Source organism: Euzebyales bacterium (assembly GCA_035461305.1).
Taxonomy (GTDB): domain Bacteria; phylum Actinomycetota; class Nitriliruptoria; order Euzebyales; family JAHELV01; genus JAHELV01.
This window is the reverse complement of record DATHVN010000001.1, coordinates 12,271-36,571: the sequence shown is the minus strand read 5'-3', so window position 1 is coordinate 36,571 and position 24,301 is coordinate 12,271. Positions and strand designations below refer to the sequence as shown.

Below are 24,301 nucleotides of genomic sequence, written 5' to 3'. Positions count from 1 at the left end.
CCTACCACTGCGCTCCTTCACGTCTAGCATGACCGTATGAGCGATCCCTTCGGTGGCAACTTCGATCCGCGGATGTTCGAGCAGGTCCCGCTGTTCCGTGAACTGGCGCGGGTTATGTCGTGGACGAAGGGTCCGGTGAACTGGGACCTGGCACTGGAGACCGCGACGTCGATCACGACCGACACGACGCCCAGGACCGACCGCGACGAGCGCGAGTTCGCCGACGCGGTCCACGTGGCCGAGTTCTGGCTCGACCAGGCGACCGGGCTGACCGCCGTCGCCGGTCCCGTCCGAGCGCTGACGGCCCGGCAGTGGGTCGAGACCGCCACGACCGACACGGGGCTCGGGCTGCTGGTCGAACCGCTCGCAGCGGGCATGGGACGGGCGCTGAGCCAGAACATGCCCGAGCAGCTGCGCGCGATGGAGGGCCAGCCCGGCTTTGCCGAGGCGCTGCGGCAGTCCTTCGGCGCGATGGGCGCGATGATGTACGGCGTCCAGGTCGGCACGATCGCCGGCAACCTGTCCGGGCAGCTCCTCGGCGCCTACGATCTTGGCGTGCCCGTCCTCGACGCGCGGACGGTCGCTACGGTGGGCGACCACCACGAGCGGTTCGCCGCCGACTACGACGTCGAGCCTGCCGAGCTGCGCTACTGGCTCGCGCTGCGGGAGGCGACGTTCCGGCGCATGTGGGCTGGCGTGCCGTGGCTGCAGCCGCACCTGTCGGGCCTGATCACCGAGTTCGCGGGCGCCGCCGAGTTCAACCCCGAGCAGCTGATGGAGCAGTTCGGCTCGGGTGGGCTGGATCCCAGCAACCTCGAGTCGCTGTCCGACGCGCTCGGTGGATCTGACTTCGCCGTCGAGCCGACCGCGGCGCAGCAGCGGGTGCTCGACCGCCTCCAGGCCATGATCGCGTTCGTGGAGGCGTACGCTGAGATCGTCGTGCGCGCGGCCGCCGGGACGCGGCTCGGGGCGCTCGGCCAGATCGAGGAGGCCATGCGCCGTCGCCGCGCAGCGCAGGGACCCGGCGAGCAGACCCTCCACGAGCTGATCGGTCTGGACCTCCTGCCCCGCCAGGTGCGCGATGCCCGTGCCTTCTGCGACGCGGTGCTCGCCGCGCGCGGGCAGGACGGCCTCGACCGCGTCTGGAACGACGCCGCCCACCTGCCGGTGTCGGAGGATCTCGCCGACCCGAGCCGGTGGCTGGTCCGCATGGCGGCCGTCGAGCTCGAGGCGCCGGACGAGGGTGACGCGCAGTGACTGCTGGGCGGACTCGCTGACCACCTCGCGTGCACCCTTGGCTCACCACGCGGTGTTCGATCCATCCACCGTCCCGGCATTGACAGAAGTTTTTCCGCGCGACGGGCGCACGTTCGCATTTGCGCAGTACAGAGGCCGGTTTCGCTGACGCGATCGACACGCGTCCACAGGTTGTCCACAGATGTTGTCCCCAGCCTGCGTCAGGTTTCCGCAGCGTGCGTGATCGAACATCCACAACCTGTGGACCGGCCTGTGGATAACGAGTTTGACGGACCACCGGCCCCCGCCGTACTGTCGTTGCCGTTCCATTCGGCCCTCGTGCAGACAGGTGCGCAGCCCAAGGGGAAGGGGTTGCGAGCCAGTCTCACAGGGTCGTTTGGCACGTCATGGAGTGACGTCATCCACAGGCTGGTCGGCCGTCGTGTCCACAGCCGGGACGACCAGGCACACACGGTTGCCGTGGTCGGCGTCGAGCACCAGCCGGCCCCCCTCCGCCTCGATCAGCGAGCGCGCGAGCGGCAGGCCGCGTCCGTCGCCGGACACCAGATCGTCTGGTGACGGTCCCGGCCCGTCGTCGCCGACGCACAGGCGCACCCACGTCCTGTCGCCGCGGTGGACGGGCTCGAGCCACACCGCGACGTCACCGTGCCCGTGGACCAGCGCGTTGTCCAGCAGCACCTGAAGCGCCTGACCCACCGCGGCGGGTCGGGCACGCACGGGTGGCACGGGAGCGCGGGTCACGCGCACCGCCCGACCGGCGGCGTCCGCCAGCGTGCGCCATGCCTCGAGGCGTTCCAGCGTGAGCGCGCGCAGGTCCACGACGTCCGCGCGTGCGCCCGCGTCGGCGAGCACCAGCAGTTCGTCGATCGTCGCCTCGAGGCGGTCGACCTCCGCCTCCGCCGCTGCCAGCGACGCGCTCGGCCCCTCGAGCTCCGCGGCCAGCGCCTCCAGGTTCAGCCGCAGCGCCGTCAGCGGGGTGCGCAGCTGATGCGACGCGTCAGCCGACAGCGACGCACTGCGCTCCAGCGCCGTGCGCAACCGCGCAGCCGTCACGTCGAGCGACGCGGCGATGTGGTCGATCTCGGCGATCGCGCTGCGCGGTGCCTGCGGACTGAAGTCACCCTCCCCCAGCCGCCTGGCCGACACAGCCAGCGCCTCGAGGGGGCGTGCCAGCTGACGGGCGCGCCACGCGGCCAGCGCCGCACCGACGGCGAGCGCGAGTGCGCCGAGCACGACGATCGTGACCAGCACCGTGCCGACCCTGCGCTTCGCGTCATCGGCGGGTGCGGCGACCCGGACGATCACTTGCACGGTGCCGATGGTGTCGGGGACGGCCACGACCAGGCTGCCCCCGAGCACCTCCGCTCCGACCTGCTGCTCGAGCGCCCGCTGCACCGGCCGGTCGTCGAACACCGTGCCGGGCGCGACCCCGGCGGAGTCGCGCACGACGCGTCCCTGCCCGTCCAGCACCGTGACGCGGCTGCCCAACAGCTCCGCGCTGCGTGTCACCGCCGCCGAGAAGGAGGCGGGGTCGCGGTTGCTGTTGAGCACCAGGATCACCTGCTGCGCCGTGCGGCGGACCTGCGCGAGCTCCTCGGCGTACACCCACTGCCGCAGCACGAGCCCCAGCGGCACCCCGAGCAGCAGCACGGCGACACCGACCGCGAGCAGCATCCAGCCGATGAGCTGCCGGCGGATGCCGACGGTCGCCGCCCGTTCCGGACGCGTGCGCTCACCGCGTGCCGCGGCAGTCGGGTCCTGCGGCGAAGCGGTCGGGCCGCTCACGCGACCGGTTCGGTCGAGCGGGAGTGGTCGAGGTCGTCCTCGAAGCGGAACCCGATGCCACGCACGGTCGTGATGTAGCGCGGAGCGCTCGCGACGTCGCCCAGCTTGCGCCGCAGCCACGACAGGTGCATGTCGACCGTCTTCGACGAGCCGCCCCACGTCGTCTCCCACACGTCGCGCAGCAGCTGCTCACGCGACACGACCCGGCCCGCGTGCTCCACCAGCAGGCGCAGCACGTCGAACTCCTTGGGTGTCAGCTCGAGCTCCTCGTCGCCACGCCACGCACGCCGCGCTCCGGGATCGACCCGCACGTCCTGCGCGGCCAGCACTGACCGCTCGGGCTGCGTCGCCTCCGTGCCCCGCCGGAGCAGGGCGCGCAGCCGCGCGAGCAGCTCGGCGAGCCGGAATGGCTTGGAGACGTAGTCGTCGGCGCCGGCGTCGAGGCCGACGACGACGTCGGCCTCGGTCGTCCGGGCGGTCAGCATCAGCACCCTGGCCTGGGGGGCGCGGCGTCGCAGACGACGACAGACCTCGACTCCGTCGAGGTCGGGCAGGCCGAGGTCCAGGACCACCGCGTCGACGCCGGCCGCGTTGACCAGCGCCTGCTGACCGGAGCTGACCCGGGTGACCTCGTAGCCGCTGCCCTGGAGCGCGGCCACCAGAGGTCGCGCGATGCCGTCGTCGTCCTCGACGAGCAGGATGACAGGTGCCCGTCCGCTGCCTCGGTCCATCTGTCGCCAGTTCCTCACGCGTCGCGGCGACCCCACCCCCGGCTGAGGATGACCTTTACCGGATCTTTGCGACTCCACACTACGACCTTGGGGCAACGCCCATAGCGTGGCCAGTGGACCACATCGCCGCACGCAGCAGCAGGAGTGCAGATAGCTATGACGGACTACACCTCGGTCGACTCGACGCAGCCGGTCGACTCGACGCGCCCCGTCGAGCACGGTGACACGGCCGACATGCGGCCACCCACACTGCCGCCTCCGCCCCCGCGGCGCCGGCGCCGTCCTCCGATGATCGTGCTGGTCCTGCTGGTCGCCCTGATCGCCGCTGCCGTCGCATACCCCGCGGGCCGTCGCGCCGCCGAGCAGCAGGCGACGGCCCCCGCGTCCCAGGTCGAGGACGCCCCCGCGCAGGAGGATGCTCCGGCGGTCCTCGACGCTCCGTCGCCGGTGCCCGAGATCGCCCGGACCGTCCTGCCGTCCGTGGCGCAGGTCGAGCTCGGCCAGGGCTCGGGTTCGGCGGTCATCTACCGCGCCGACGGCTACGTGGTCACCAACAACCACGTGGTGGCCCAGGCCGACAGCAACGTGCAGGTGATCCTCGCCGACGGCCGCCGCCGTGACGCGGAGGTCGTCGGAACGGCCCCGTTCACGGACCTGGCGGTCCTGAAGATCGACGAGCAGGATCTGCCCGCCGCCACATTCTCGTCGGCCATCCCCGAGATCGGCAGCACCGCAGTGGCGATCGGCTCGCCTTTCGGCCTGGACGCCACCGTGACGGCCGGCGTGATCAGCGGGACGGACCGCGAGCTGCAGGGCGGTGGTGAGAGCCTGGGTGGTCTGATCCAGACCGACGCCGCGATCAACCCCGGCAACTCCGGTGGAGCACTGGCTGACGACCATGGCCGCGTCATCGGCATCAACACCGCCATCCTGTCGGGCTCCGGCACGAACGCGGGGGTCGGGTTCGCCATCCCGGCGACGAGCGTCACAGCGGTGGCCGACCAGCTCATCGAGACCGGTGAGGTCCGTCCCGGCTTCCTCGGCATCAACGGCCAGGACGTGTCTCCCGAGGCCGCCGAGGCGTTCGGTGTGCCCGAGGGCGCGGTGATCGTGGAGGTCGTGCCGGCCAGCGCCGCCGACGAGGCAGGTCTACAGGCCGAGGACGTGATCGTCGCCCTCGACGGCGAGCCGATCGACTCGATGCTCGGGCTGAGCAGCCGGATCCTGGTCCACCAGCCGGGCGACGAGGTCACCATCCGCTTCGTCCGCGACGGGCAGGAGCGGGAGGCGACGGTCACGCTCGGCAAGCGGACCGACGAGCTGAACTAGGAGCCCGACCCCACCGTCACCATGACCTCCGCGCCGTCGCCGATGCCCCCCGGCGGCGGCGCGGCGGCGTACCGGGGCGCGATGCCCGCCCATGCCAGCCCGCTGCGCAGCAGGGCACGCAGACCGTCGTCGGTGGTGGCGTCCGCCTGCGCGGCGGCCTCGTCCCACGCACAGATGAGCAGGTTCAGGTCGCGGCTGGACATCTGCGGGAACGCATCGAGCATCCGCAGGTCAAGCGTCCGCTCCGGGACGGACTCGTCGGCGTCGTCGCCGTCGGTGGCGCGGGCCGGTGTCGCGACACACGCGACCGCGTTCGCGACGAGGCACCCCGCGTCGTCGTCGCGCCAGGACCCGGCGACCAGCGGCAGGTCCGTGCGGTCGGCGACGTCTGCGAGCGTGCGCTGGACATCGGACGGCAGGTCCACGATCGCCCGGCCGAGCCGTTCGGCCGGCCCGACCGCTGAGAAGAGGCGCACGGTCTTCCGCATGCACCCAGCCTACGGCAGCCTCGACGTCGCCACGCGCCTCACAGCGCCGCCACGCCCGGCCGGCTCGATGTGGCGGGCGGTGGCCAGCCGCGGCCGCCGCGTCCGCTCTGCTGCCGACGGGTCTATGCTGGCCACCGCGACCCGGCGAAGGACCACGATGCCTGATCACGACGACGCGAAGCTGGCGGTCCGGGTAACCGGCGACCGCATCATGTGCGCGCTGCCCGACGCCGACGACCGCCGCTCCAAGGCGGGCATCATCATCCCGGCCACGGCCAAGACCGCCGACCGGCGCGGGCTGTGGGGCACGGTGACCGAGGTCGGCCCACTCGTGCGCAGCATCGATGTCGACGACATGGTGCTGTTCCTGCCGGACAGCGCCATCGAGGTCGACGTCCGCGGCGACGTGTTCCTGATCGTGCGCGAACGCGATGTGCACGCCGTGGCGTCCAGCGAGTCCGATGTGGGTCCAACCGGCCTGTATCTGTAACTGGGCGCCGACCCGCTACAGTGCCCGCGATGGGACTTCCGGCCGCGCACCGCCGCAACGTCGTGACGACGGCGAAGGGCAGGCGGATCCGTCTGCCAGACGTCCCGGGCGTCACCTACGAGCGCCCCTGGTGGGACGAGGACGGGCTGGTGGCCGGCGTGGACGAGGTCGGGCGCGGCGCGTGGGCCGGGCCTGTCACCTTCGCGGCGGTCGTGCTGCCCAGCGACCGACGCATGTACAAGCTGCGGGACTCGAAGATGCTCGACGCACCCCGCCGAGAGGAGCTCGCCGCCCGCCTCCGGTCGTTCGCGCTCGGGATCGGCCTTGGGCACGCCACCAACGGCGAGATCGACGCGATGGGCATGAGCGACGCGATGCGGCTCGCCGCGTCGCGGGCCGTGGCGGCGCTGTCGCTGCGTCCCGATGCCTTCCTCGTCGACGGCAACTGGAACATGCTGCCCCGCGTGGAGCAGCCGGTCACCACGGTCGTGCACGGCGATGCCACGTCGGCGTCGATCGCGGCCGCGTCCATCGTGGCGAAGGTGACCCGTGACGCGCTGATGCGGTCGGTCTGCCCGACCTACCCCCGCTACGTCTTCTCGTCGAACAAGGGCTACCCGTCACCGCCGCACGTCGCCGCGCTGGACCGCTACGGACCGTGTGTGCTGCACCGGCACAGCTGGGCACCGATCCGCGCCCGCACCACGCCGAGCCTGGACCTGCAGCTCGACCCACCGTAGGACGCGGCCGCCGGGGAGCGGCGCTGACCCCCCGGACCTAGGCTCGTAGGCAATGAAGCTGTTCGACACACGCAGCGGTGAGCACCGCACGCTCGTCGCCGGCCATACCGTGCGCCTGTACGTCTGTGGGATCACGCCCTACGACGCGACCCACCTGGGGCACGCGTCGACGTACGTGGCCTTCGACGTGCTGGTCCGCGCGCTGGAACACCACGGCCACCGCGTGCGCTACGTCCGCAACGTGACCGACGTGGACGACGACATCCTGCGCACCGCACGCGAACGTGGTGTCGACTTCCTCGAGCTGGCCGCGGCCGAGACCGCACGCTTCGACCAGGACCTGCGCGCACTCGGGTGTCGCGAGCCCGACGTCGCGCCGCGCGCGACGGAGATGGTGCCGGCCATCGTCACGGCGGTCGCGGCTCTCGTCGAGCGCGGCGCCGCCTACGCCCTCGACGACGGACGCGTCTACTTCGACATCGGCGTGGCGCCGTCGTTCGGCCAGCTGTCTCGCCTGGACCGTGACCGGATGCTGGAGCAGTTCGCCGAGAAGGGCGGCGATCCGGACGCCACCGGCAAGCGCGACGCGCTGGACTTCCTGCTGTGGCAGCCCAGCGGCGACGGTGAGCCGCACTGGCCGAGCCCGTGGGGCGAGGGGCGGCCGGGCTGGCACATCGAGTGCTCGGTGATGGCCATGGAGCACCTCGGCGGGGTCATCGACATCCACGGTGGCGGCAACGACCTGGTGTTCCCCCACCACGAGGCCGAGATCGCCCAGTCCGAGCACCTGACGGGCCAGGGGCCGTTCGCGCGCTTCTGGCTGCACACCGGCATGGTCGGCCTTGACGGCGTCAAGATGTCGAAGTCGGTTGGCAACCTGGTGTTCGTGCGGGACCTGCTCGACCGCGTCGAGGGCGCCGCGCTGCGCGCGTACCTGCTGAGCCACCGGTACCGCGACGCGTGGAGCTACCGCGACGACGAGCTGCAGGCCGCCACGGACCGGGTCAAGCGCTGGCAGGCCGCGGCCACGACCGACGGCGAAGACGCGGACGGCCAGCGCGCGGTCCTTGACGCGATCGACGACGACCTCGACACGCCGACGGCGCTGGCGGCGCTCGACGACCTTGCCGACGGTGGCCACGGCACCTCGCTGCGCCGTGCAGCCGCCGTGCTCGGCTTCGACCTGGGCGGCACCTCCGACGGCGACGGCTGACACACTCGACGGAAGGGTCGACCCCGGTTCCCTCGGTTGGGGACGCGCCCCAACACCGAGTCGGCGCGACGTCCCCAGCCGTGTCGCTACGTGTCGAGTTGGGGACGCACCCCAACACCGAGTCGGCGCGGCGTCCCCAGGTGTGCGGTGCGGCGCGGGCGGAGTCAGCCGCGCGTCAGCGGCTTGTACTTGATGCGGTGCGGCTGGTCGGCCTCGGCGCCCAGGCGCCGGCGGCGATCCTCTTCGTAGTCGCTGTAGCCACCGGGGAACCAGGTGACCTGGCTGTCGTCCTCGAACGCCAGAATGTGCGTGGCGATGCGGTCCAGGAACCAGCGATCGTGGCTGATGACCACCGCGCAGCCTGCGAAGGCCAGCAGCGCCTCCTCCAGCGAGCGCAGCGTGTCCACGTCGAGGTCGTTGGTGGGCTCGTCAAGCAGCAGCAGGTTGCCGCCGCGGCGCAGGAGCTTGGCCATGTGGATCCGGTTGCGCTCGCCACCGGAGCAGTCCCCTACCTTCTTCTGCTGGTCGGGGCCCTTGAAGTTGAACTGCGCCACGTACGACCGCGACGCGACCTCACGCCCGCCGAGGTCCAGCGTGTCCCGCCCGTCGCTGATCTCCTCGAATACCGTCTTGTCCGCGGCGAGCGCGTCGCGGCTCTGGTCGACGTAGGCCAGATTGACGGTATCACCGACGCGCAGCGTGCCGGCGTCAGACTCCTCCTCGCCGACGATCATGCGGAACAGCGAGGTCTTGCCGGCGCCGTTTGGTCCGATGACGCCGACGATGCCACCCGGGGGGAGCGAAAACGTCATGCCCTCGACGAGCAGGCGGTCGCCGTAGCCCTTTGTGACGTCGTCGGCCTTGACCACCACGTCGCCCAGCCGGGCGCCGTTGGGGATGATCAGCTCGGCCTTGCCGAGGCGCTCCGCGGGCGACTGCGCAAGCAGCGCCTCGTACGAGCTCAGCCGCGCCTTCGACTTGGCCTTACGGGCACGCGGCGCGGCGCGGACCCACTCGAGCTCACGTGCCAGGGTCCGCTGGCGCGCCGACTCCTGGCGCTCCTCCCGCGCGAGCCGGGCCCGCTTCTGCTCCAGCCACGACGAGTAGTTGCCCTGGAACGGCAGCCCCCTGCCGCGGTCGAGCTCCAGGATCCAGCCGGCGACGTTGTCGAGGAAGTACCGGTCGTGGGTCACGGCGACGACGGTGCCCGGGTACTCGTCGAGGTGGCGCTCCAGCCAGGCGACACTCTCGGCGTCGAGGTGGTTGGTCGGCTCGTCGAGCAGCAGGAGGTCCGGCCGCGACAGCAGCAGCCGGCACAGCGCGACCCGGCGGCGCTCGCCACCCGACAGCGTGGTCACCTCGGCATCGCCGGGCGGAACGCGAAGCGCGTCCATCGCGATGTCCAGTGTGCGGTCGAGGTCCCATGCGCCGGCGGCGTCGATGGCGTCGGAGACCTCGGCGAATTCCTCGTAGACCTTCGCCATCTCGGCGTCGTCGAGCGGCTCGGCCATCCTGGCCGACAGCTCGTTGAAGCGCTCGAGCAGGCGTGCCTGGCCGCCGAGCCCCGCCATCACGTTGCCACGCACGTCGGTCGATGGATCCAGCTCCGGCTCCTGCGGCAGGTAGCCGACCGATACGCCGGCCGCCGGCCACGCCTCGCCCTCGAAGTCGGTGTCGACGCCGGCCATGATCCTGAGCACCGTCGACTTGCCCGCACCGTTGGGACCGAGCACGCCGATCTTGGCGCCGGGGAAGAACGACAGCCAGATGTTGGAAAGGATCTCCTTGCTCGGGGGAACGACCTTGGTCAGGCCCTTCATCACGAACTGGTACTCGGCCACGTCGGAACCTCGTCGGCTGGCGCGGAGGATGTCGGAACCGGGCACGCAGGCGCCGGTGCGAGGGATGCTAGCTCCCGCGACACCAGGCGCCACCGGTCAGCTACAGCGTGGACAGCAGCGCGATCGCCAGCGTCAGGCCCAGGATCGCGACCGCCGACCGCCTCGACTCCTGGAGGGCGGCGATGACCAGGCCGACACCCGCGTAGGCCGCGGCCCGACTGACGCTCAGCGCGATCCCCGTCAGGCTGAACGACAGCTGGAACGGTCCCAGCGCCAGCAGCACGACAGGAGTCAGCATCGTTGCCCGGCTGGTCGCCGACGGGCCGCGCAGCAGCAGGAACAGCAGGCCGACGCTGCCGGCCGCGCCGAGGGGTGGCAGCACGATCGCCGCGAACAGCTCCCCACCTGCCATCCCGACCGCGTCGGGCCGGGTCAGCAGCAGTGCGATCGAAACGCCCACCACGGCGACCATCGCCAGGATCCGCCCGATGGTGATCGTCTCCTCGCGGACCGTGCGGTAGTCGCTGCGGAAGGCGTCACGGGCCTTGACGGTCGCGTAGACGGCCAGGTACCCCAGCCCCACCCAGCTCAGCAGCCGCGCGAGGAACGCCAGGGGCTGGCCGAACAGCAGCGCGGTGATGCCGAGGCCCGCCCGTGGATCACCGCCGACGACGACGCCGGTGAGGACGCTGGCGACGACGATCGGCAGGGCCATGAGCAGGCCGACCCCGAAGTTGGGCGGCAGGCCGGCTCCGTAGCCGAACTGGCCGAACGACTCGCCGCGATATCGCATCAGCAGGTACGGGACCAGTGCCGTGGTCGCAACGGGGATGACGAGCTCGAGCACGCTGGTCGCGCCGGGAAGCAGGTCGAGCCGGAGCAGGTTGCGCACGATCTGGAACACAGCCGGGCCGATGACGTACACGGCGCCGGACAGGAACAGGTCGGAGCGGGCGTCCTCGGTGCTGGTGTACATCCGCGTCCCACTGCGTCGGTGCTGATGGCCTGCCGCGCATCGTAGTGGGCACCCGCGCCGGTATCCTCGCGGACGTGACGACTCGACGGACGCGGCGGCGGTGAGCGGGCAGGCGCGCGCCTCGATCGTGGTGATCGGCGACGAGATCCTCGACGGGTTCGTCCGGGAGAGCAACGCCGGCTGGCTGGCAGGTCGCCTGTACACCCTGGGGATCCCGCTGGACCGCATCTCGGTGGTGCCGGACGAGGAGGCGGCCATCGCCGAGGCTCTCACGGCGGAGCTGACCCGCGGCGGCCCACGGGTCGTGTTCACGTCGGGTGGCATCGGTACGACACCGGACGACCGCACGATGGCGTCTGTCGCCGCCTTCCTGCAGGTCGACCTGGTCACCGATCCGGCGCTCGACGCCATGGTCGGACGCATCATCACGCGGCTCGAGGACGAGGGCCGCGCGGTCGACGACCTGCAGCGCGCGGCGCTTACCAAGCTGGCACGGGTCCCGCACGGTGCGCGCCCGATCCTTGAGACCGGGCCACCGTCGGCGCACATCGACCTCGACGGCGGCCCCGCCGGCGGCGGTGTGGGCATCGTGGTGCTGCCGGGCGTTCCCGAGCAGTTCCGGTCATTGGTGAGGCACCTCGAATCGTCGCTGCTCGCCGGACTCGGCACACCCGGCCACACCGAGCAGCTGACTCACCCCTACCCGGAGTCGCTGCTGACCCCGCTGCTCGAGGAGCTGGAGCGACGCCGGCCGGACGTGCGCATCGGATCCTACCCGGGAGCGGACTGCGTGCTGCGCGTGCACGGCCCACGCGATGCCGTCGTGGAGGTCGTCGCCGAGCTGCGGTCGGCCATCGCGGCGCTCGACGACGATCCGGCGATGGAGGGCCTCGCCGAGCAGTGGCGTGCCGGATGGCGGGAACTCGACGTCGGTCCCGCAGGCGACTGAGATGCCGTCGGCCCGCGGCGACGCGTCCCGCGGGAGCCGTCCGCACCAGCGCGACTAAGCTGGCTCCCATGTCCGACCTGCATGCGATGTTTGTGCACGCTCACCCCGACGACGAGTCGTCGAAGGGCGCGGCCACGATGGCCCGTTACGCCAAGGAGGGCCACCGGATCTCGGTGGTCACGCTCACCGACGGTGGCGCGGGCGACGTCCTCAACCCGGCGATGGACCGCCCGGGTGTCAAGGAGCGGATGATCGAGATCCGCGAGGAGGAGCTGGCACGGGCGCTCGAGATCATCGGCGTCACCGATCACTGGGCGTTCGGGTACCCCGATTCGGGCTACGTGGAGGACTTCGACGGCGACGGCAGCAAGGTCGCCGACGACGCGTTCTACAACGTCGAGATCGATGAGGTCGTCCGCCGGCTGGTCGAGCTGATCCGTGCCGAGCGCCCAGATGTGCTGCTGACCTATCCCGAGGGCGGGGGGTATCAGCACCCGGACCACATCCGGTGCCACGACGTCACGGTGGCGGCCTACGAGGCGGCGGCCGACCCCGGGCGGTTCCTCGACACCGGCGCGCCGTTCGAGGTGTCCAAGCTGTACTACATGGGCGTGTTCACACGACGCAAGCTCGAGGCGATGCACCAGGCGTGCCAGGACAGCGGCCTCGAGTCGCCGTTCAGCGAGTGGCTCGAGCGGTGGGAGGACGGCGACGACCCGACGACCACGCGCGTCGACGTGGGCGATTACCTGACGGTCGCCCGGCAGGCGCTGCTCGCCCACGCCACGCAGGTCGACCCGGACGGCCGCTGGTTCACGCTGTCGGAGGACATCATCCGCAACGTGTACCCCTGGGAGGAGTTCGAGCTCGCCCGCAGCCGGGTCGACGCCCCGATCCCCGAGGACTCACTGTTCGCGGGGATCACCGACTGAGCGTGGCAGCGCGTGCCGGTCACCCGGCACCGGCTGCCACACCCACGCCACCGTGGCAGCGAACACCGGTGCGCCGGACCGGCTGCCACGCCGACGCCACCGCGGCGGCGTACGAGTCGTGCGGACGACGGCCCCCGCTAGGGCATGGACCAGGTGTGGACCGGCGAGCCCGCGAACGACCGCGAGTGGTAATGGCTGACGAGCTCGCGGAACACGTCGTTCTCGTCGAGCCCTGCGTCGCGCAGACGACGCCACGCGGCGATCTGCCAGGTGGCGCCGTTCTGCCCGGACAGCACGCGCTCCTCGATGATGCCCAGGTAGTAGTCGATGTCACTGTCGTTGACCTGCCAGTCGCGCAGGCCGTCCTCGGCGATGCTCAGCAGGTGGCGCACGATCAGCTCGGTCACCGGCACGTGCGCACCCACACCGGGCCAGTACAGCTCGGCCGTGAGGCCGTTGCGCGCCGCTGCGAAGAAGTTGTCGCGCGCGGCCTCGAAGCTCATCTGCGTCCAGATCCTCCGCTCACGTGACGCCAGGCCGTGCAGCAGGCCGTAGTAGAAGGCGGCGTTGGCGACGATGTCGGGCACGCTGGGACCGGCCGGCAGCACGCGGTTCTCGACCCGCATGTGCGGGCGGCCGCGGCTGACCTCGTACACCGGACGGTTCCAGCGCCAGATCGTGCCATTATGCAGGGTGAGCTCGCGCAGCTGCGGCACCTGGCCCTCCGCGATCATCTGGTGCGGGTCCTCCTCGTCGCACAGCGGGAGCAGGGCCGGGAAGTAGCGGACGTTCTCGTCGAACAGCTCGAACAGGCCCTCGGTCAGCCACTGCTCCCCGAACCACACGCGCGGCCTGACACCCTGCTGGGCGAGCTCCTCGGTGCGCGTGTCGATCGACTGCTCGAACAGCGCGATGCGCGTCTCGTGGTGCAGCTGCTTGCCCAGCAGGAACGGCGAGTTTGCGCCGACGGCGACGAGGGGGGCCGACAGCGCCTGCGCCGTGTTCCAGTACAGGGCGAAGTCCTTCGGATCGACCTGCAGGTGCAGCTGCACCGAGGTGCAGGCCGCCTCGAACAGGATCGAGTCGGTCATCGTCTCGAAGGTCTCGTCACCCTCGATGCGGATGTGGATGTCCTCGCCGCGCTGGGCAAGGATCATGTCGTTGAGTGCCTTGTAGCGGGAGTTCGCCGACAGGTTCTGCTCGGTGATGTCGAAGTCGGTCAGCGTCGGCAGGATGCCGATGATGACGACCCGCGCGTCGAGGTGTTCGGCCATCGCGTGGGCATGGTTGAGGCTGCGACGCAGCTCGACCTCCATCGCGTGGAACACGTGGTCGGCAAGGCGGCGCGGCTGGTTGCCGAACTCGATGTTGAACTGCGCGAGCTCTGTCTGGAACTCGTCGGACGCGAGCTTCTCGAGCAGCTTGGCGTTGATGGCCGCGGGGTCCGAGCGCTGATCCGTGATGTAGACCTCACACTCGACACCGCATAGCCGCCGTCCGGTCTCGAACCGGCCCTCGCGCACGAGCTGCTCGAGCGCGGAGAGGTTGGCCTTGACCTTGTCGCGGTACCGAGTGCGGTCCTCGCGACTGAACTCGGTCTTGTCGATGTCGCGTCCCATGCACGTACTCTCCCGCGATGGCCACCCGGACTGCAGCCTGCCCATCGGCACGGTACGGCAACCGACCCTTCGCGACCACACAACCACGGACAGGCATGCCATGTCGTCACAGCAGCTTCAGCTGCTGGGCGGCGTGCGCGCGTGCGGCGCGGGTCGGGTCCGGACCGGAACGGACCCCACCCACTCCCGCCGATCCCCGCCGCCCGGCGCCCGCGTCACGCGCCCCACGGGGCGTGGGATGGCCGTGGCGCCGCCACGCCGCGGCCCGGCGCCCGCGCACGAACGCCTGCACCTCCTCGCGGTACCGGGCTGACGCCGAGCCGCTGCGGTACAGCGCCTCGTAGCGCGGCACCAGGTTCGGATGCTCCTGACGCAGCCACGGCATGAACAGCTCGCGCACGCCGGAGCGCAGGTGCAGCACGATGGCCGTGATGTGGGTCGCACCGGCGGCGGCGGCCGCGTCGATCAGCGCGTCGAGCTGCGGTGCGTCGTCGTTGATGCCCGGCATGATCGGCGCAAGCATCACGCCGGTCCGCACACCAGCATCGTTGAGCTTTCGCACCGCGTCGAGCCGCGCCCGGGGATGCGGCGTGCCCGGCTCGCTGCGCCGCCAGCAGTCCTCGTCGAGCATGCCGACCGTCAGCGCCGCGGCCACGTCGACCTCCTCGGCCGCTGCGGCGAGCAGGGCGATGTCGCGGGTGATCAGGGTCCCCTTGGTCAGGATCGACACCGGCGTGGCGGCCGAGGCCAGCGCCTCGATGATGCCAGGCAGCAGCCGGTACCGCCCCTCGCACCGTTGGTAGGGATCCGTGTTGGTGCCCAACGCGACCGGCTCGCCCTGCCACCCGGGCCGCGCGAGCTCGGCACGTAGCACGTCCACCACGTTCGTCTTGACCACGAGCGTCCGTTCGAAGTCCGCGCCCGGCGACAGGTTCAGGTAGCTGTGCGTCGGGCGGGCGAAGCAGTTGTGGCTGACCACGCCGGCGGCGACGAAGTCACCGGTCCCGGTCGTCATGTCGAACAGCTCGAGCTCGACATCGAGCGGCTCGGCACGCACGACGCGGGTCGCCAACTCGAGTGGCCGTCCCGCGCGGACGATGCCGCGCGGCCCCGCGAGCCAGTCGCCGACGGTCACGCGCGGTCGTCGGGGCTCGCGCGCCGGCGCCTGCGCGACGTGGCGCCACCCGCGCTCTGTCAGCAGGCGATGGTCGGCGCTCGCGATCAGCGCGCCGCCGTCGGACAACGTGACCCGGTGCGCGGGCCTGGTCACCGACCAGTGGTCGCGGACGGTGGTCTGGACGAACCGGCGGTACCGGCCTTCCCGCTGCGTTCCCCAGATCCGGTCACCGACGCGGACGTCGCGCAACGCGACCGCACCACCGTCGGCCATCAGGATCGGCGTGTCGCCCGCGAGGCAGTAGGAACACGCGTGCGTGCACCCGCGGTACGGGTTGATGCTCCACGAGAACGGCATGCCGCGGACGGCGTTCAGCGCCGACTTCGCCTCGACCTCGAGGAACGTCACACCCGCGAACTCGGGCGTCGTCACCCGGCGCGCCGTCTGCAGCGTCAGCGGCAGCTGCCCGCGGTCCGTGCCGTCCGGCCGCTGCAGGTCGCCCAACGTTCGCCTCATCGCTACCCAGTATCGAACACATGTTCGATGCTGGCAACCCGTCGATCGGGCGCACGTGCGACCCGACCGTCGTGTCCCGGACCATCGAGACGGTCGCCGACGACGGTCGGTGTCCACCGGGCGAGGTGCGGGCACGCTGGGGGCATGGACCCGACCGCCGTGCCCGTGCGCTGCGCCGTCACCGCCACGGCGCGACAGGACGGCGGCGACCCGGCGACGCTGTGGTGCCTGCTGGCCGAGCCGCGCTGGTGGTCACGCTGGGCTCCCCACATCCGGCTGGCGCGACCCGACGGTACCGCAGGCGACACGCCCGTCGTCGGCGACCGCGTCCGCGATCGAAAGAGCGCTGAGCGATGAACCGCCTCGCCGACGCCGCGAGCCCCTACCTGCGCCAGCACGCCGACAACCCGGTCGACTGGTACGAGTGGGGTGACGAGGCCTTCGCGCGGGCGCGCGCCGAGGACCGGCCGGTCTTCCTGTCGGTCGGCTACTCAGCGTGCCACTGGTGCCACGTCATGGCCCACGAGTCGTTCGAGGACCCCAGGGTCGCCGACCTGCTCAACGCCGACTTCGTGTCCATCAAGGTCGACCGCGAGGAGCGGCCCGACGTCGACGCGGTGTACATGAACGCCGTGCAGGCGCTGACGGGACGCGGTGGGTGGCCGATGAGCGTCTTCCTGACGCCCGACGGCCAGCCGTTCTTCGGCGGCACCTACTGGCCGCGTGAGGACCGCGGCGGCATGCCCGGCTTCATCCGCGTACTGGTGTCGGTCGCCGACATCTGGCGCAACCAGCGCGACCGCGTCGACGACGCCGGCCGCCAGCTCAGCGAGCGCCTGCAGGCGGTGTCGGCCAGCCCCGCGGCGACGGGCGACGCCAGCGAAGAGCTCGCCCGCGCAGCCGCCGACGCGGTGCTGGCGCAGTGGGACCGCCACGAGGGTGGGTTCGGGTCGGCGCCGAAGTTCCCCCAGGCGATGGTGCTCGACTTCCTGCTCGCGCACGCCCAGCGCACCGGCCACGGTCCGGCGCTCGAGGCCGCCGCCCAGACGCTGACGGCGATGTCACGCGGCGGAATCTGCGACCACGTCGGCGGGGGCTTCGCCCGCTACGCGACCGACCGCCGGTGGCTGGTCCCCCACTTCGAGAAGATGCTCTACGACAACGCCCTGCTGCTGCGGACCTACACGCATGCGGCGCAGGTCACAGGCGATCCCAGGTTCGTCCGTGTGGCCGACGAGACCGTCGCGTGGCTGTTCGAGGACCTGGCTGACGACGCGGGCGGATTCGCGTGCGCGATGGACGCCGACTCGGAGGGCCAGGAGGGCAAGTACTACGTGTGGACCCACGAGGAGTTCGCCGGGGCCGCGCAGGCGGCCGGGGTCGACCCTGCAACGTGGGCCGCGCGGTGGGGCGTGACGGTCCGGGGCAACGTCAACGACCCGCACGGGCACATCCCCGACGGCACGTCGATCATCCACGAGACCGCCACGCTGCCCGAGAACGACGAGGTGCTCGCCGAGCGACGGCGCCTGCGCGACGAGCTGGCAGCCGTCCGCGCGACCCGTGTGCCACCGGCGACCGACGACAAGGTGCTCGTCAGCTGGAACGCGCTCACGCTCGGTGCGCTCGCCACGGCCGGCGCGGCGCTGGACCGTCCCACGTGGATCGCCGCCGCGGGTCGCACGGCCCGCTTCCTCACGACGACGATGGTCGACGACGAGGGCCGACTCCTCCACCGCTGGGCCCCCGGCCACGGTGCCGGCATCCCCGCGTTCGCCGAGGACGTGGTCTTCCTCGCGCAGGGCCTGCTCGACCTGTACGAGGCGGGCCACGACCCGCAGTGGCTGGACTGGGCGGTCCGGCTGGCGGCCGACGCCGACGCGCGCTTCCGCGACGACGACGGCACGTACTTCACCACGCCCGCCGACGGCGAGCAGCTGATCGCACGACCGCGCGAGCTGCTCGACAACGCGATCCCGTCGTCGAGCAGCGTGATGGCCGACGTGCACCTGCGGTTGGCCGCGCTGACCGGCGACCCGGCGCACGCGGAGGCCGCCTCGGCTACGATCGCGACGCTGGCCGCGGCGGCGGCGTCCATGCCGCTGGCGTTCGGCCAGCTGCTCTGCGCGATCGAGCGCCACCTCGCACCGTCGACGGAGGTCGCCGTGGTCGGTGCGCCGTCGCCGGCACGCGACGCGCTGGTCGCTGCTTACCGGGAACGGTGGCGGCCCGGTGCGGTCCTCGCTGTCGGCCACGTCGACCCGGACGCCCCGACCGTCGGGCTGCTGCGCGACCGCCCGCTGCGCAACGGCCAGCCGACGGCCTACGTCTGCCACCACTTCGTGTGCGAGCAGCCGGTGACGTCGCCCGAGGCGCTGCGTGCACAGCTCGACGGTGACGGCGCCGACCCGCCTACCGCCTGAGCCTCTAGGCTGCGAGCGATATGCCTCCATGCCCCGACACCGTGACCGACGCGCCGACCCGTGCCCACCCGCTGACCGCAGGCCTGTCGCCGGACCAGGCGGCCGCCGTCTGCGCCATTCGAGGAGCGGTGTGCATCATCGCCGGCGCCGGCAGCGGCAAGACGCGCACCATCACGCACCGGATCGCCAACCAGATCCACAGCGGCGTCGCCCGCGCCGACCAGGTGCTGGCCATGACCTTCACCGAGCGCGCCGCCGCCGAGCTCAAGGCGCGGCTGAACCGCATGGGCATCGAGGGCCGCGTGCGCGCGACCACCTTCCACGCCGCGGCGTTCGCCCAGATCCGGTACTTCTGGCCCCGCGCCCACGAGACCCCGCAGCCGGACGTGCTGGACCGCAAGGTGCCGCTGCTGCTGCCGGTCGCGCGGTCGGCTGGCGTCGAGGCCTCAGACCTCGCGGCCGAGATCGAGTGGGCCAAGGCGCGCCTGGTCGCACCCGAGCGCTACGAGCAGGCCGCCCGCCACCGCGACGCACCACTGCCCCCGTCCCAGATGGCGGCGGTGTTCGCACGGTACGAGGCGATCAAGTCCGAGCGCGGCCTGATCGACTTCGACGACATGCTCCACGTCGCCGCCGACCTGATGACCGATGACGCGGTGGCCACCGAGGTGCGTGACCGCTACCGGTTCTTCACCGTCGACGAGTTCCAGGACGTCAACCCGGCGCAGTGGCAGCTGCTGCGGCGCTGGCTGGGCGATCGAGACGAGCTGTGCGTCGTGGGCGACCCTGATCAGACCATCTACAGCTTCTCGGGTGCGACCAGCGAGTACCTGCTGGACTTCAAGGCGTCGTTCCCCGACGCCACCGTCGTGACGCTGACCGACAACTACCGGTCGACCGCGCCCGTCCTCGATGTCGCGAACCGGCTGCTGCGGGCGGGCTCGGCAGGCGCCAGGCAGCTGCGCGCTCAGGTTGACGAAGGCCCCCGCCCGACGCTGATGGCCTGCGACGACGACAGGGTCGAGCGCGCGCGTGCGCTGGACTGGATCCGCGACCTCATCGACGACGGCGTCCCCGTCGGCGAGATCGCCGTGTGCGTCCGCACCAACAGCCAGACCCAGGCGTGGGAGGAGGCGTTCGAGCGCGCCGGCGTGCCGGCCCGTGTGCACGGTGACCGCAGCTTCTTCGAACGCACCGAGGTCCGCCAGGCCCTGCGGGCGATCCGCCAGGCCGTCGACCGTCCCCCGGCCCCGAGCGGTGCACCGCCACCGCAACCCGGGACGCGCCCGGCGGGGGCCCGCGCCCCTGAGCGCGTCGTGGAGCAGCTGCTGCGCGAGCGGCTGAGCTGGCATCCCCGGCGCGAGCCGAGCGGCCAGGCGGCCCGCCAGCGGTGGCGCAACCTGTCGGCGCTGTACGAGTTCGTGACCCGCATCGTCGACGAGCACGAGAACATCGATCTTGCCGGCGTGGTACGCGAGCTCGCCGAGCGGGCGCGCACGTCCGGCGGCTCCCATCCCGCGCGGCCGGCTGTCACACTGCTGACGTTGCACAAGGCGAAGGGCAGCGAGTTCGACGCGGTGTGCCTGGTCGGCCTCGAGGAGGGCATGGTGCCGATCTCCTATGCGGTGACCGCAGAGGACCTGGCTGAGGAGCGGCGGCTGCTGTACGTCGGCATGACCCGGGCGCGGCGCCATCTGTGGATGTCATGGGCCGAGCAACGTCCCGGCTGGTCGGGGAAGCTGGTCAAGCGCCGGCCGTCGCGCTTCCTCGACGACATCAGCCAACGCAGCCGCCAAGGACGCAGGACGAAGGCATCGACGGGTGACAACCGGCTCGCCGGTGAGCTGCGGGCCTGGCGGCTGGAACGGGCCCGGCGCGACGAGGTGCCGCCCTACGTCGTCTTCAACGACCGCACCCTGACCGAGCTGGCAGCGACCCGCCCCACGTCGGTCACCGAGCTGCTCGCGGTCCACGGCCTCGGCACCACCAAGGTCCGCAGGTACGGCAGCGAACTGCTTCGCCTGCTCGCGCCGGCTGCACTCGGCGACGGCGACGGCGGGAACATGCCGACATGACCTGCGGCGGCACGCCGCCGGCGCAGGCCCGCGGCAGGCAGGCACCGTCGTGAGCCAGGCGCTGTTCACGGACTTCTACGAGCTGACCATGATGGCCGGTTACGTAGACGCCGACATGGCCGATGTGACCGCCACGTTCGACCTGTTCTTCCGGCACCCACCCGGCGGGATCGACCAGGTCGTGCTCGCGGGCGTCGAGCAGGTCGTCGACGAGCTGGACGACCTGCACTTCGACGACGCCGACATCACCTGGCTCACCGAGCTCGACCGCCTCCCGGCCCCGTTCCTCGACCGCCTGCGCAGCGAGCGCTTCGCATGCGAGGTGCTCGCGATCGCCGAGGGCACGCCGGTCTTCGGCAACGAGCCGCTCATGCGGATCACCGGACCGCTGCTGCAGGCCCAGTGGGTCGAGACCCTGCTGATCAACCGCGTGGCCTACGCCTCGCTGGTGGCCAGCCACGCGCGCGCGGTCGTGCAGGCGGCCGGCGGCAAGCCGGTGCTGGAGTTCGGGGCCCGCCGTGCCCACGGCCCGAACGGCGCGCTGACGGCGAGCCGCGCCGCGGTCATCGGAGGCTGCACGGCCACGTCCAACGTCGAGGCCGCGCGGCGGTTCGGCCTGGCGGTGTCCGGCACGCAGGCGCACTCGTGGATCATGGCGTTCCCCAGCGAGCTCGACGCCTTCAGGGCGTACGCCGAGGTGTTCCCAGACGACTGCGTGCTGCTCGTCGACACCTACGACACGCTCGCGCTCGGCATGCCCAACGCGATCACCGTCGCCCGCGAGCTCGCGGAGCGCGGACACCGCCTGCGGGGGGTCCGCCTCGACTCGGGTGACCTCGACGAGCTCTCCCGCGGCGCCCGTGCGCAGCTGGATGCAGCCGACCTGCACGACGTCACCATCATCGCCTCCGGGGATCTGGACGCGGAGAGGATCGCCGCACTCGAGGACGCCGGTGCACCGATCGACGCGTACGGCGTCGGCACGGCGATGGTGACTGCGCGCAGCGACCCGACGTTCTCGGGCGTCTACAAGGTTGCCGAGGTCGCCGGCCGGCCGACGCTCAAGCTCTCGGGGTCACCCGAGAAGACGTCCAACCCGGGCCGCAAGCAGGTGTGGCGGACCGTGACGGGAGACATCGTCGGCCTCGACCACGAACAGCACGACGGGCACGCCCTGCTCACGCCGGTCATGCACGACGGTCGGCGCTGCCGTGACGCCGACGACATCGCCACCATCGCTGCGCGCTGCCGGGACGGCATCACGCAGCTCGGCGAGGACGGGCACCGCCGCGTGGTCCGCCTCAGCGACGAGCTGTCCGCGCTGCGCGCCGAGCTGATCGAGGCGGTCCGGCCGTGATGGCCGGCGTCCCACCGCGCTCATGCTGCAGGTCGGGGGCATCGCACCCGTCCCACTCGGCCCGGCCACAGCTCCGCACAATGGGACAGGCCCCCGCCGTTTCGGCTGGGGGCCTGTGCTGATTTTGGTGTCCGCGGACCGACCTGCGACGTGTGCGCTCGTGTTGGACCACGGCCTGAGATCTGGTTGTCAGCTGGCGGCCTCCGAGGTGGCTGCCGGCTCACTCGCGCCCGCCTCTGTCTCGCCACCGTCGCCACCGCTGTCAGACGCACAGGCGGTACCGAACAATGCGAGCAGGCCGGCCAGCGCGATTGCTGCCGCGTGCTTCCGAAGCTTGGTCACGTTTGCTCTCCTCTTGAGGGCTCTCACGCCTGGCCACGGAGCCCTACCCCGTGTACCGGCTCCTATCACGATCGTAGATTATCCCCTACCACGATCGGAGCATGCAACTGCAGGCGGATAATGCCATTGATTCGGGGCCGATCTTCCTGCCCGATCGGACACGTCCCGATCGGACACGTCCTGGCTAGGTCGGCCGCACATACCTGAGCCCATGCGTGCCCGCGTCGCGGCACAGCACACCCGCCCAGCAGAGCAGGTTGCACTGGACCAGTGCGGCACCGCGGTCCAGACCCGTCGCCCCTGCGACCTGCGGCACCGTCACCGTGTCGCCAGGGGCGACCGCACCGCCCGCACGCACTGCTCGCGCGTCGACGCCCTCGGGGGCGAGCCGAAGACGACGCGCGACATGCTCCAGGCTCGCGACCACGGCCTCGGCCGCGCGCTCGTTCCAGGGCCGTAGGTCGGTGCGACGCCGGATGGTGGCGGCGATCTCGATCGCGTAGCTCAGCGGATCGCGCACCAGGACGCGCTCGGGCACCGCGATTCCCCACGGATCGCCGTCGCTGGCCCGGAGGGCGATCCGTGAAGCCAGCCGCGCCACGCGGCCGTTGCCGGCCTCGAACGGCCGCCAGTGCAGCAGCCGGGCGTGCACGACGCCTGCGATGACCAGCGGATCGTGCCCTGAGCGTGCCCGACGCACCCACGCGTCGAGGTCGGCGAGGAGATCGGGCAGCCGCTCGGGCGGGGGCGCGTGGAAGATCACCCGCCCCTGCGCACCATCGTGCACCGCGCGGCTCGTGCTGCGCAGGGTGCCCAGCCGCTCGTCGTCGATCAGGCCTGCCGCGACGTGCCGCTGCACGCGTGCCAGGGTGGTGGCCGGCGCGTCGAAGAAGGTCGCCGCGAGCCCCGCCTCCTCGGCCTGCGCCGCGCGCACGCCCCGGTACTCGATGGCGGCGATGTCCTGGCTGGGCATGCCCTCCAGCCGTAGTGCCGACGCCCACCCCCCGCCGTCGCGGTCGCCGCCGGAGACCGGCAGGTCCGGGCCTTCGCCGCGGTCGACGGCGGCCGCGGTCCTTTCCTCCAATGGGCTGGCGTCCAACCGCACCGACAAGCGCGCGCTCTCGCGGTGGGCGAGGTCGATGTCATCGGCCGTCAGCACCGGCGCGAGCGCGGCGACCAGTGCGGCCCGTTGCGCCTCGAGAACCTCGATGTAGGGCGAGGTCAGCCGGAGGCGCTCAGTCACGACGCCGCCACCGTCTGGTGGTGGTCTGGTCGAGCAGTCGACGGATCTGCCGCTCCGTGTGGATGCGCCCGAGGACGTAGCCGCCGGTCGCGGCGATCACACCGAAGCCGCCGGACAGGGCCGTGCGCCGCCGGCGGCGTCCGGTCAGGTTGAACTCCACCACGGGCCAGCCGCGTCGGTGGGCCACGGCCTGCAGCGCGCGATCCGGGTTGACCGCGACCGGGTTGCCGACCAACTGCATCATCGGCAGGTCGCTGCCGGAGTCGCTGTAGGCGTAGCAGTCCTGCAGGAAGTAACCACGTTGCTGGGCGATCTCGCGGATCTTGGTTGCCTTGCCCTCGCCGAACAGGAACGGCCCGTCGAGACGACCGGTGTAGACGCCGTCGACGATCTCGCTGACGGTACCCAGACCGCCCTCGATGCCCAGCGACCGTGCCAACTCTCCGACGATCTCGACCGGGCTCGCGGACACGATGTAGACGTCACGTCCCGCGGCCTCGTGCATGTCGAGCAGGGCCTGCGCCTCGGGACGGATCTGCGGGAGGATCTCCTCGATGACCCCGGGCGCCATGCGGTGCAGGTCGGCGGCCGCCTTGCCTGCGACGCTCTCAAGGATCGCGTCACGCACGGCCTCGGACTTCTCGTCGGACGCACCGAACGCGCGGAACACCAGCGTGGCGACGACGTCGCTGAGCATGCGGTGCCAGGGACGCAGGCCCTCGCGGTAGGCGGCCTTGCCGAAGTAGTAGGCGCTGCTGCCGGACATGAGCGTGCGGTCGAGGTCGAAGAAGGCTGCTGCTGTGGTCATCGTGGCCCCATGCGGTGGGAGTCAGTCGGTGATCGTGGCGGACGCGTGTCCTGCGGACCGGGGGTGCTCG

Annotated in this window: 21 protein-coding genes; 11 read left to right on the top strand and 10 right to left on the bottom strand. The window is 71.6% G+C overall.

What is annotated here, in order from left to right; all coding sequences use genetic code 11:
• Positions 1-36: 36 nt before the first annotated feature.
• Positions 37-1,257: a zinc-dependent metalloprotease gene (locus VK923_00160; protein HSJ43081.1), complete on the top strand. Its 1,221-nt coding sequence runs from the start codon at positions 37-39 to the stop codon at positions 1,255-1,257.
• Between the two features lie 384 nt (positions 1,258-1,641).
• On the opposite strand, the gene VK923_00155 is transcribed toward VK923_00160, so the two are convergent.
• Positions 1,642-3,042 (bottom strand): HAMP domain-containing sensor histidine kinase, encoded by a 1,401-nt coding sequence (locus tag VK923_00155; protein ID HSJ43080.1) that lies wholly within the window; start codon positions 3,040-3,042, stop codon positions 1,642-1,644.
• Positions 3,039-3,773: a response regulator transcription factor gene (locus VK923_00150; protein ID HSJ43079.1), complete on the bottom strand. Its 735-nt coding sequence runs from the start codon at positions 3,771-3,773 to the stop codon at positions 3,039-3,041. The genes VK923_00155 and VK923_00150 overlap by 4 nt, the downstream gene beginning before the upstream one ends.
• Positions 3,774-3,929: 156 nt before the next feature.
• Between VK923_00150 and VK923_00145 the strand changes: the two genes are divergently transcribed.
• Positions 3,930-5,102: a trypsin-like peptidase domain-containing protein gene (locus VK923_00145; protein ID HSJ43078.1), complete on the top strand. Its 1,173-nt coding sequence runs from the start codon at positions 3,930-3,932 to the stop codon at positions 5,100-5,102.
• On the opposite strand, the gene VK923_00140 is transcribed toward VK923_00145, so the two are convergent.
• Positions 5,099-5,590 carry a hypothetical protein gene (locus tag VK923_00140; GenBank protein ID HSJ43077.1) on the bottom strand — a complete coding sequence of 164 codons (492 nt, stop codon included), beginning with the start codon at positions 5,588-5,590 and terminating at the stop codon, positions 5,099-5,101. The two genes, VK923_00145 and VK923_00140, sit on opposite strands and share 4 nt — an antisense overlap.
• Positions 5,591-5,747: 157 nt before the next feature.
• Between VK923_00140 and VK923_00135 the strand changes: the two genes are divergently transcribed.
• The 3 genes from VK923_00135 to cysS are packed head-to-tail and all read left to right on the top strand — an operon-like array spanning position 5,748 to position 8,033.
• Entirely contained in the window at positions 5,748-6,080 is a 333-nt protein-coding gene (locus tag VK923_00135) for a hypothetical protein (protein HSJ43076.1), read from the top strand.
• 29 nt (positions 6,081-6,109) lie between these two features.
• On the top strand, positions 6,110-6,820 hold the full coding sequence (locus VK923_00130; protein HSJ43075.1) for a ribonuclease HII: 711 nt from the start codon (positions 6,110-6,112) through the stop codon (positions 6,818-6,820).
• A 52-nt stretch (positions 6,821-6,872) separates the two neighbouring features.
• Positions 6,873-8,033 carry a cysteine--tRNA ligase gene (gene cysS, locus VK923_00125; protein HSJ43074.1) on the top strand — a complete coding sequence of 387 codons (1,161 nt, stop codon included), beginning with the start codon at positions 6,873-6,875 and terminating at the stop codon, positions 8,031-8,033.
• Positions 8,034-8,197: 164 nt separating this feature from the next.
• Here cysS and ettA read toward each other — a convergent pair whose 3' ends face one another.
• Positions 8,198-9,874: an energy-dependent translational throttle protein EttA gene (ettA, locus tag VK923_00120; GenBank protein HSJ43073.1), complete on the bottom strand. Its 1,677-nt coding sequence runs from the start codon at positions 9,872-9,874 to the stop codon at positions 8,198-8,200.
• 100 nt (positions 9,875-9,974) lie between these two features.
• A complete protein-coding gene (locus VK923_00115; protein ID HSJ43072.1) occupies positions 9,975-10,850 on the bottom strand; it encodes a hypothetical protein in 876 nt (291 codons plus the stop codon).
• Between the two features lie 100 nt (positions 10,851-10,950).
• On the opposite strand from VK923_00115, the gene VK923_00110 reads away from it, so the two are divergent.
• Positions 10,951-11,799 carry a molybdopterin-binding protein gene (locus VK923_00110; GenBank protein HSJ43071.1) on the top strand — a complete coding sequence of 283 codons (849 nt, stop codon included), beginning with the start codon at positions 10,951-10,953 and terminating at the stop codon, positions 11,797-11,799.
• A gap of 68 nt (positions 11,800-11,867) precedes the next feature.
• A complete protein-coding gene (gene mca / locus VK923_00105; GenBank protein HSJ43070.1) occupies positions 11,868-12,731 on the top strand; it encodes a mycothiol conjugate amidase Mca in 864 nt (287 codons plus the stop codon).
• A 137-nt stretch (positions 12,732-12,868) separates the two neighbouring features.
• On the opposite strand, the gene VK923_00100 is transcribed toward mca, so the two are convergent.
• Together VK923_00100 and VK923_00095 are read right to left on the bottom strand one after the other, a co-directional pair.
• Positions 12,869-14,350, bottom strand: a complete 1,482-nt coding sequence (locus VK923_00100) for a hypothetical protein (GenBank protein ID HSJ43069.1) — start codon at positions 14,348-14,350, stop codon at positions 12,869-12,871.
• 106 nt (positions 14,351-14,456) lie between these two features.
• Positions 14,457-15,971 carry a hypothetical protein gene (locus VK923_00095; protein ID HSJ43068.1) on the bottom strand — a complete coding sequence of 505 codons (1,515 nt, stop codon included), beginning with the start codon at positions 15,969-15,971 and terminating at the stop codon, positions 14,457-14,459.
• Positions 15,972-16,127: 156 nt separating this feature from the next.
• Between VK923_00095 and VK923_00090 the strand changes: the two genes are divergently transcribed.
• From VK923_00090 to VK923_00075, 4 genes are read left to right on the top strand one after another with little or no spacing between them, the layout of a single operon-like run.
• A complete protein-coding gene (locus tag VK923_00090) occupies positions 16,128-16,340 on the top strand; it encodes a hypothetical protein (GenBank protein HSJ43067.1) in 213 nt (70 codons plus the stop codon).
• Positions 16,337-18,406 (top strand): thioredoxin domain-containing protein, encoded by a 2,070-nt coding sequence (locus tag VK923_00085; GenBank protein HSJ43066.1) that lies wholly within the window; start codon positions 16,337-16,339, stop codon positions 18,404-18,406. The genes VK923_00090 and VK923_00085 overlap by 4 nt, the downstream gene beginning before the upstream one ends.
• Before the next feature lie 41 nt (positions 18,407-18,447).
• Positions 18,448-20,481: an ATP-dependent DNA helicase UvrD2 gene (locus VK923_00080; protein ID HSJ43065.1), complete on the top strand. Its 2,034-nt coding sequence runs from the start codon at positions 18,448-18,450 to the stop codon at positions 20,479-20,481.
• Between the two features lie 49 nt (positions 20,482-20,530).
• Positions 20,531-21,838, top strand: coding sequence for a nicotinate phosphoribosyltransferase (locus tag VK923_00075; protein HSJ43064.1), 1,308 nt, complete (start codon positions 20,531-20,533; stop codon positions 21,836-21,838).
• Positions 21,839-22,027: 189 nt separating this feature from the next.
• On the opposite strand, the gene VK923_00070 is transcribed toward VK923_00075, so the two are convergent.
• The 3 genes from VK923_00070 to VK923_00060 all read right to left on the bottom strand — a co-directional run bounded on the left by VK923_00070 (position 22,028) and on the right by VK923_00060 (position 24,231).
• Positions 22,028-22,180, bottom strand: a complete 153-nt coding sequence (locus tag VK923_00070) for a hypothetical protein (GenBank protein ID HSJ43063.1) — start codon at positions 22,178-22,180, stop codon at positions 22,028-22,030.
• A 184-nt stretch (positions 22,181-22,364) separates the two neighbouring features.
• Entirely contained in the window at positions 22,365-23,423 is a 1,059-nt protein-coding gene (locus tag VK923_00065) for a Fic family protein (protein HSJ43062.1), read from the bottom strand.
• A complete protein-coding gene (locus VK923_00060) occupies positions 23,416-24,231 on the bottom strand; it encodes an HAD-IB family hydrolase (GenBank protein ID HSJ43061.1) in 816 nt (271 codons plus the stop codon). Before VK923_00060 ends, VK923_00065 begins: the two co-directional genes overlap by 8 nt.
• Between the last annotated feature and the right edge of the window lie 70 nt (positions 24,232-24,301).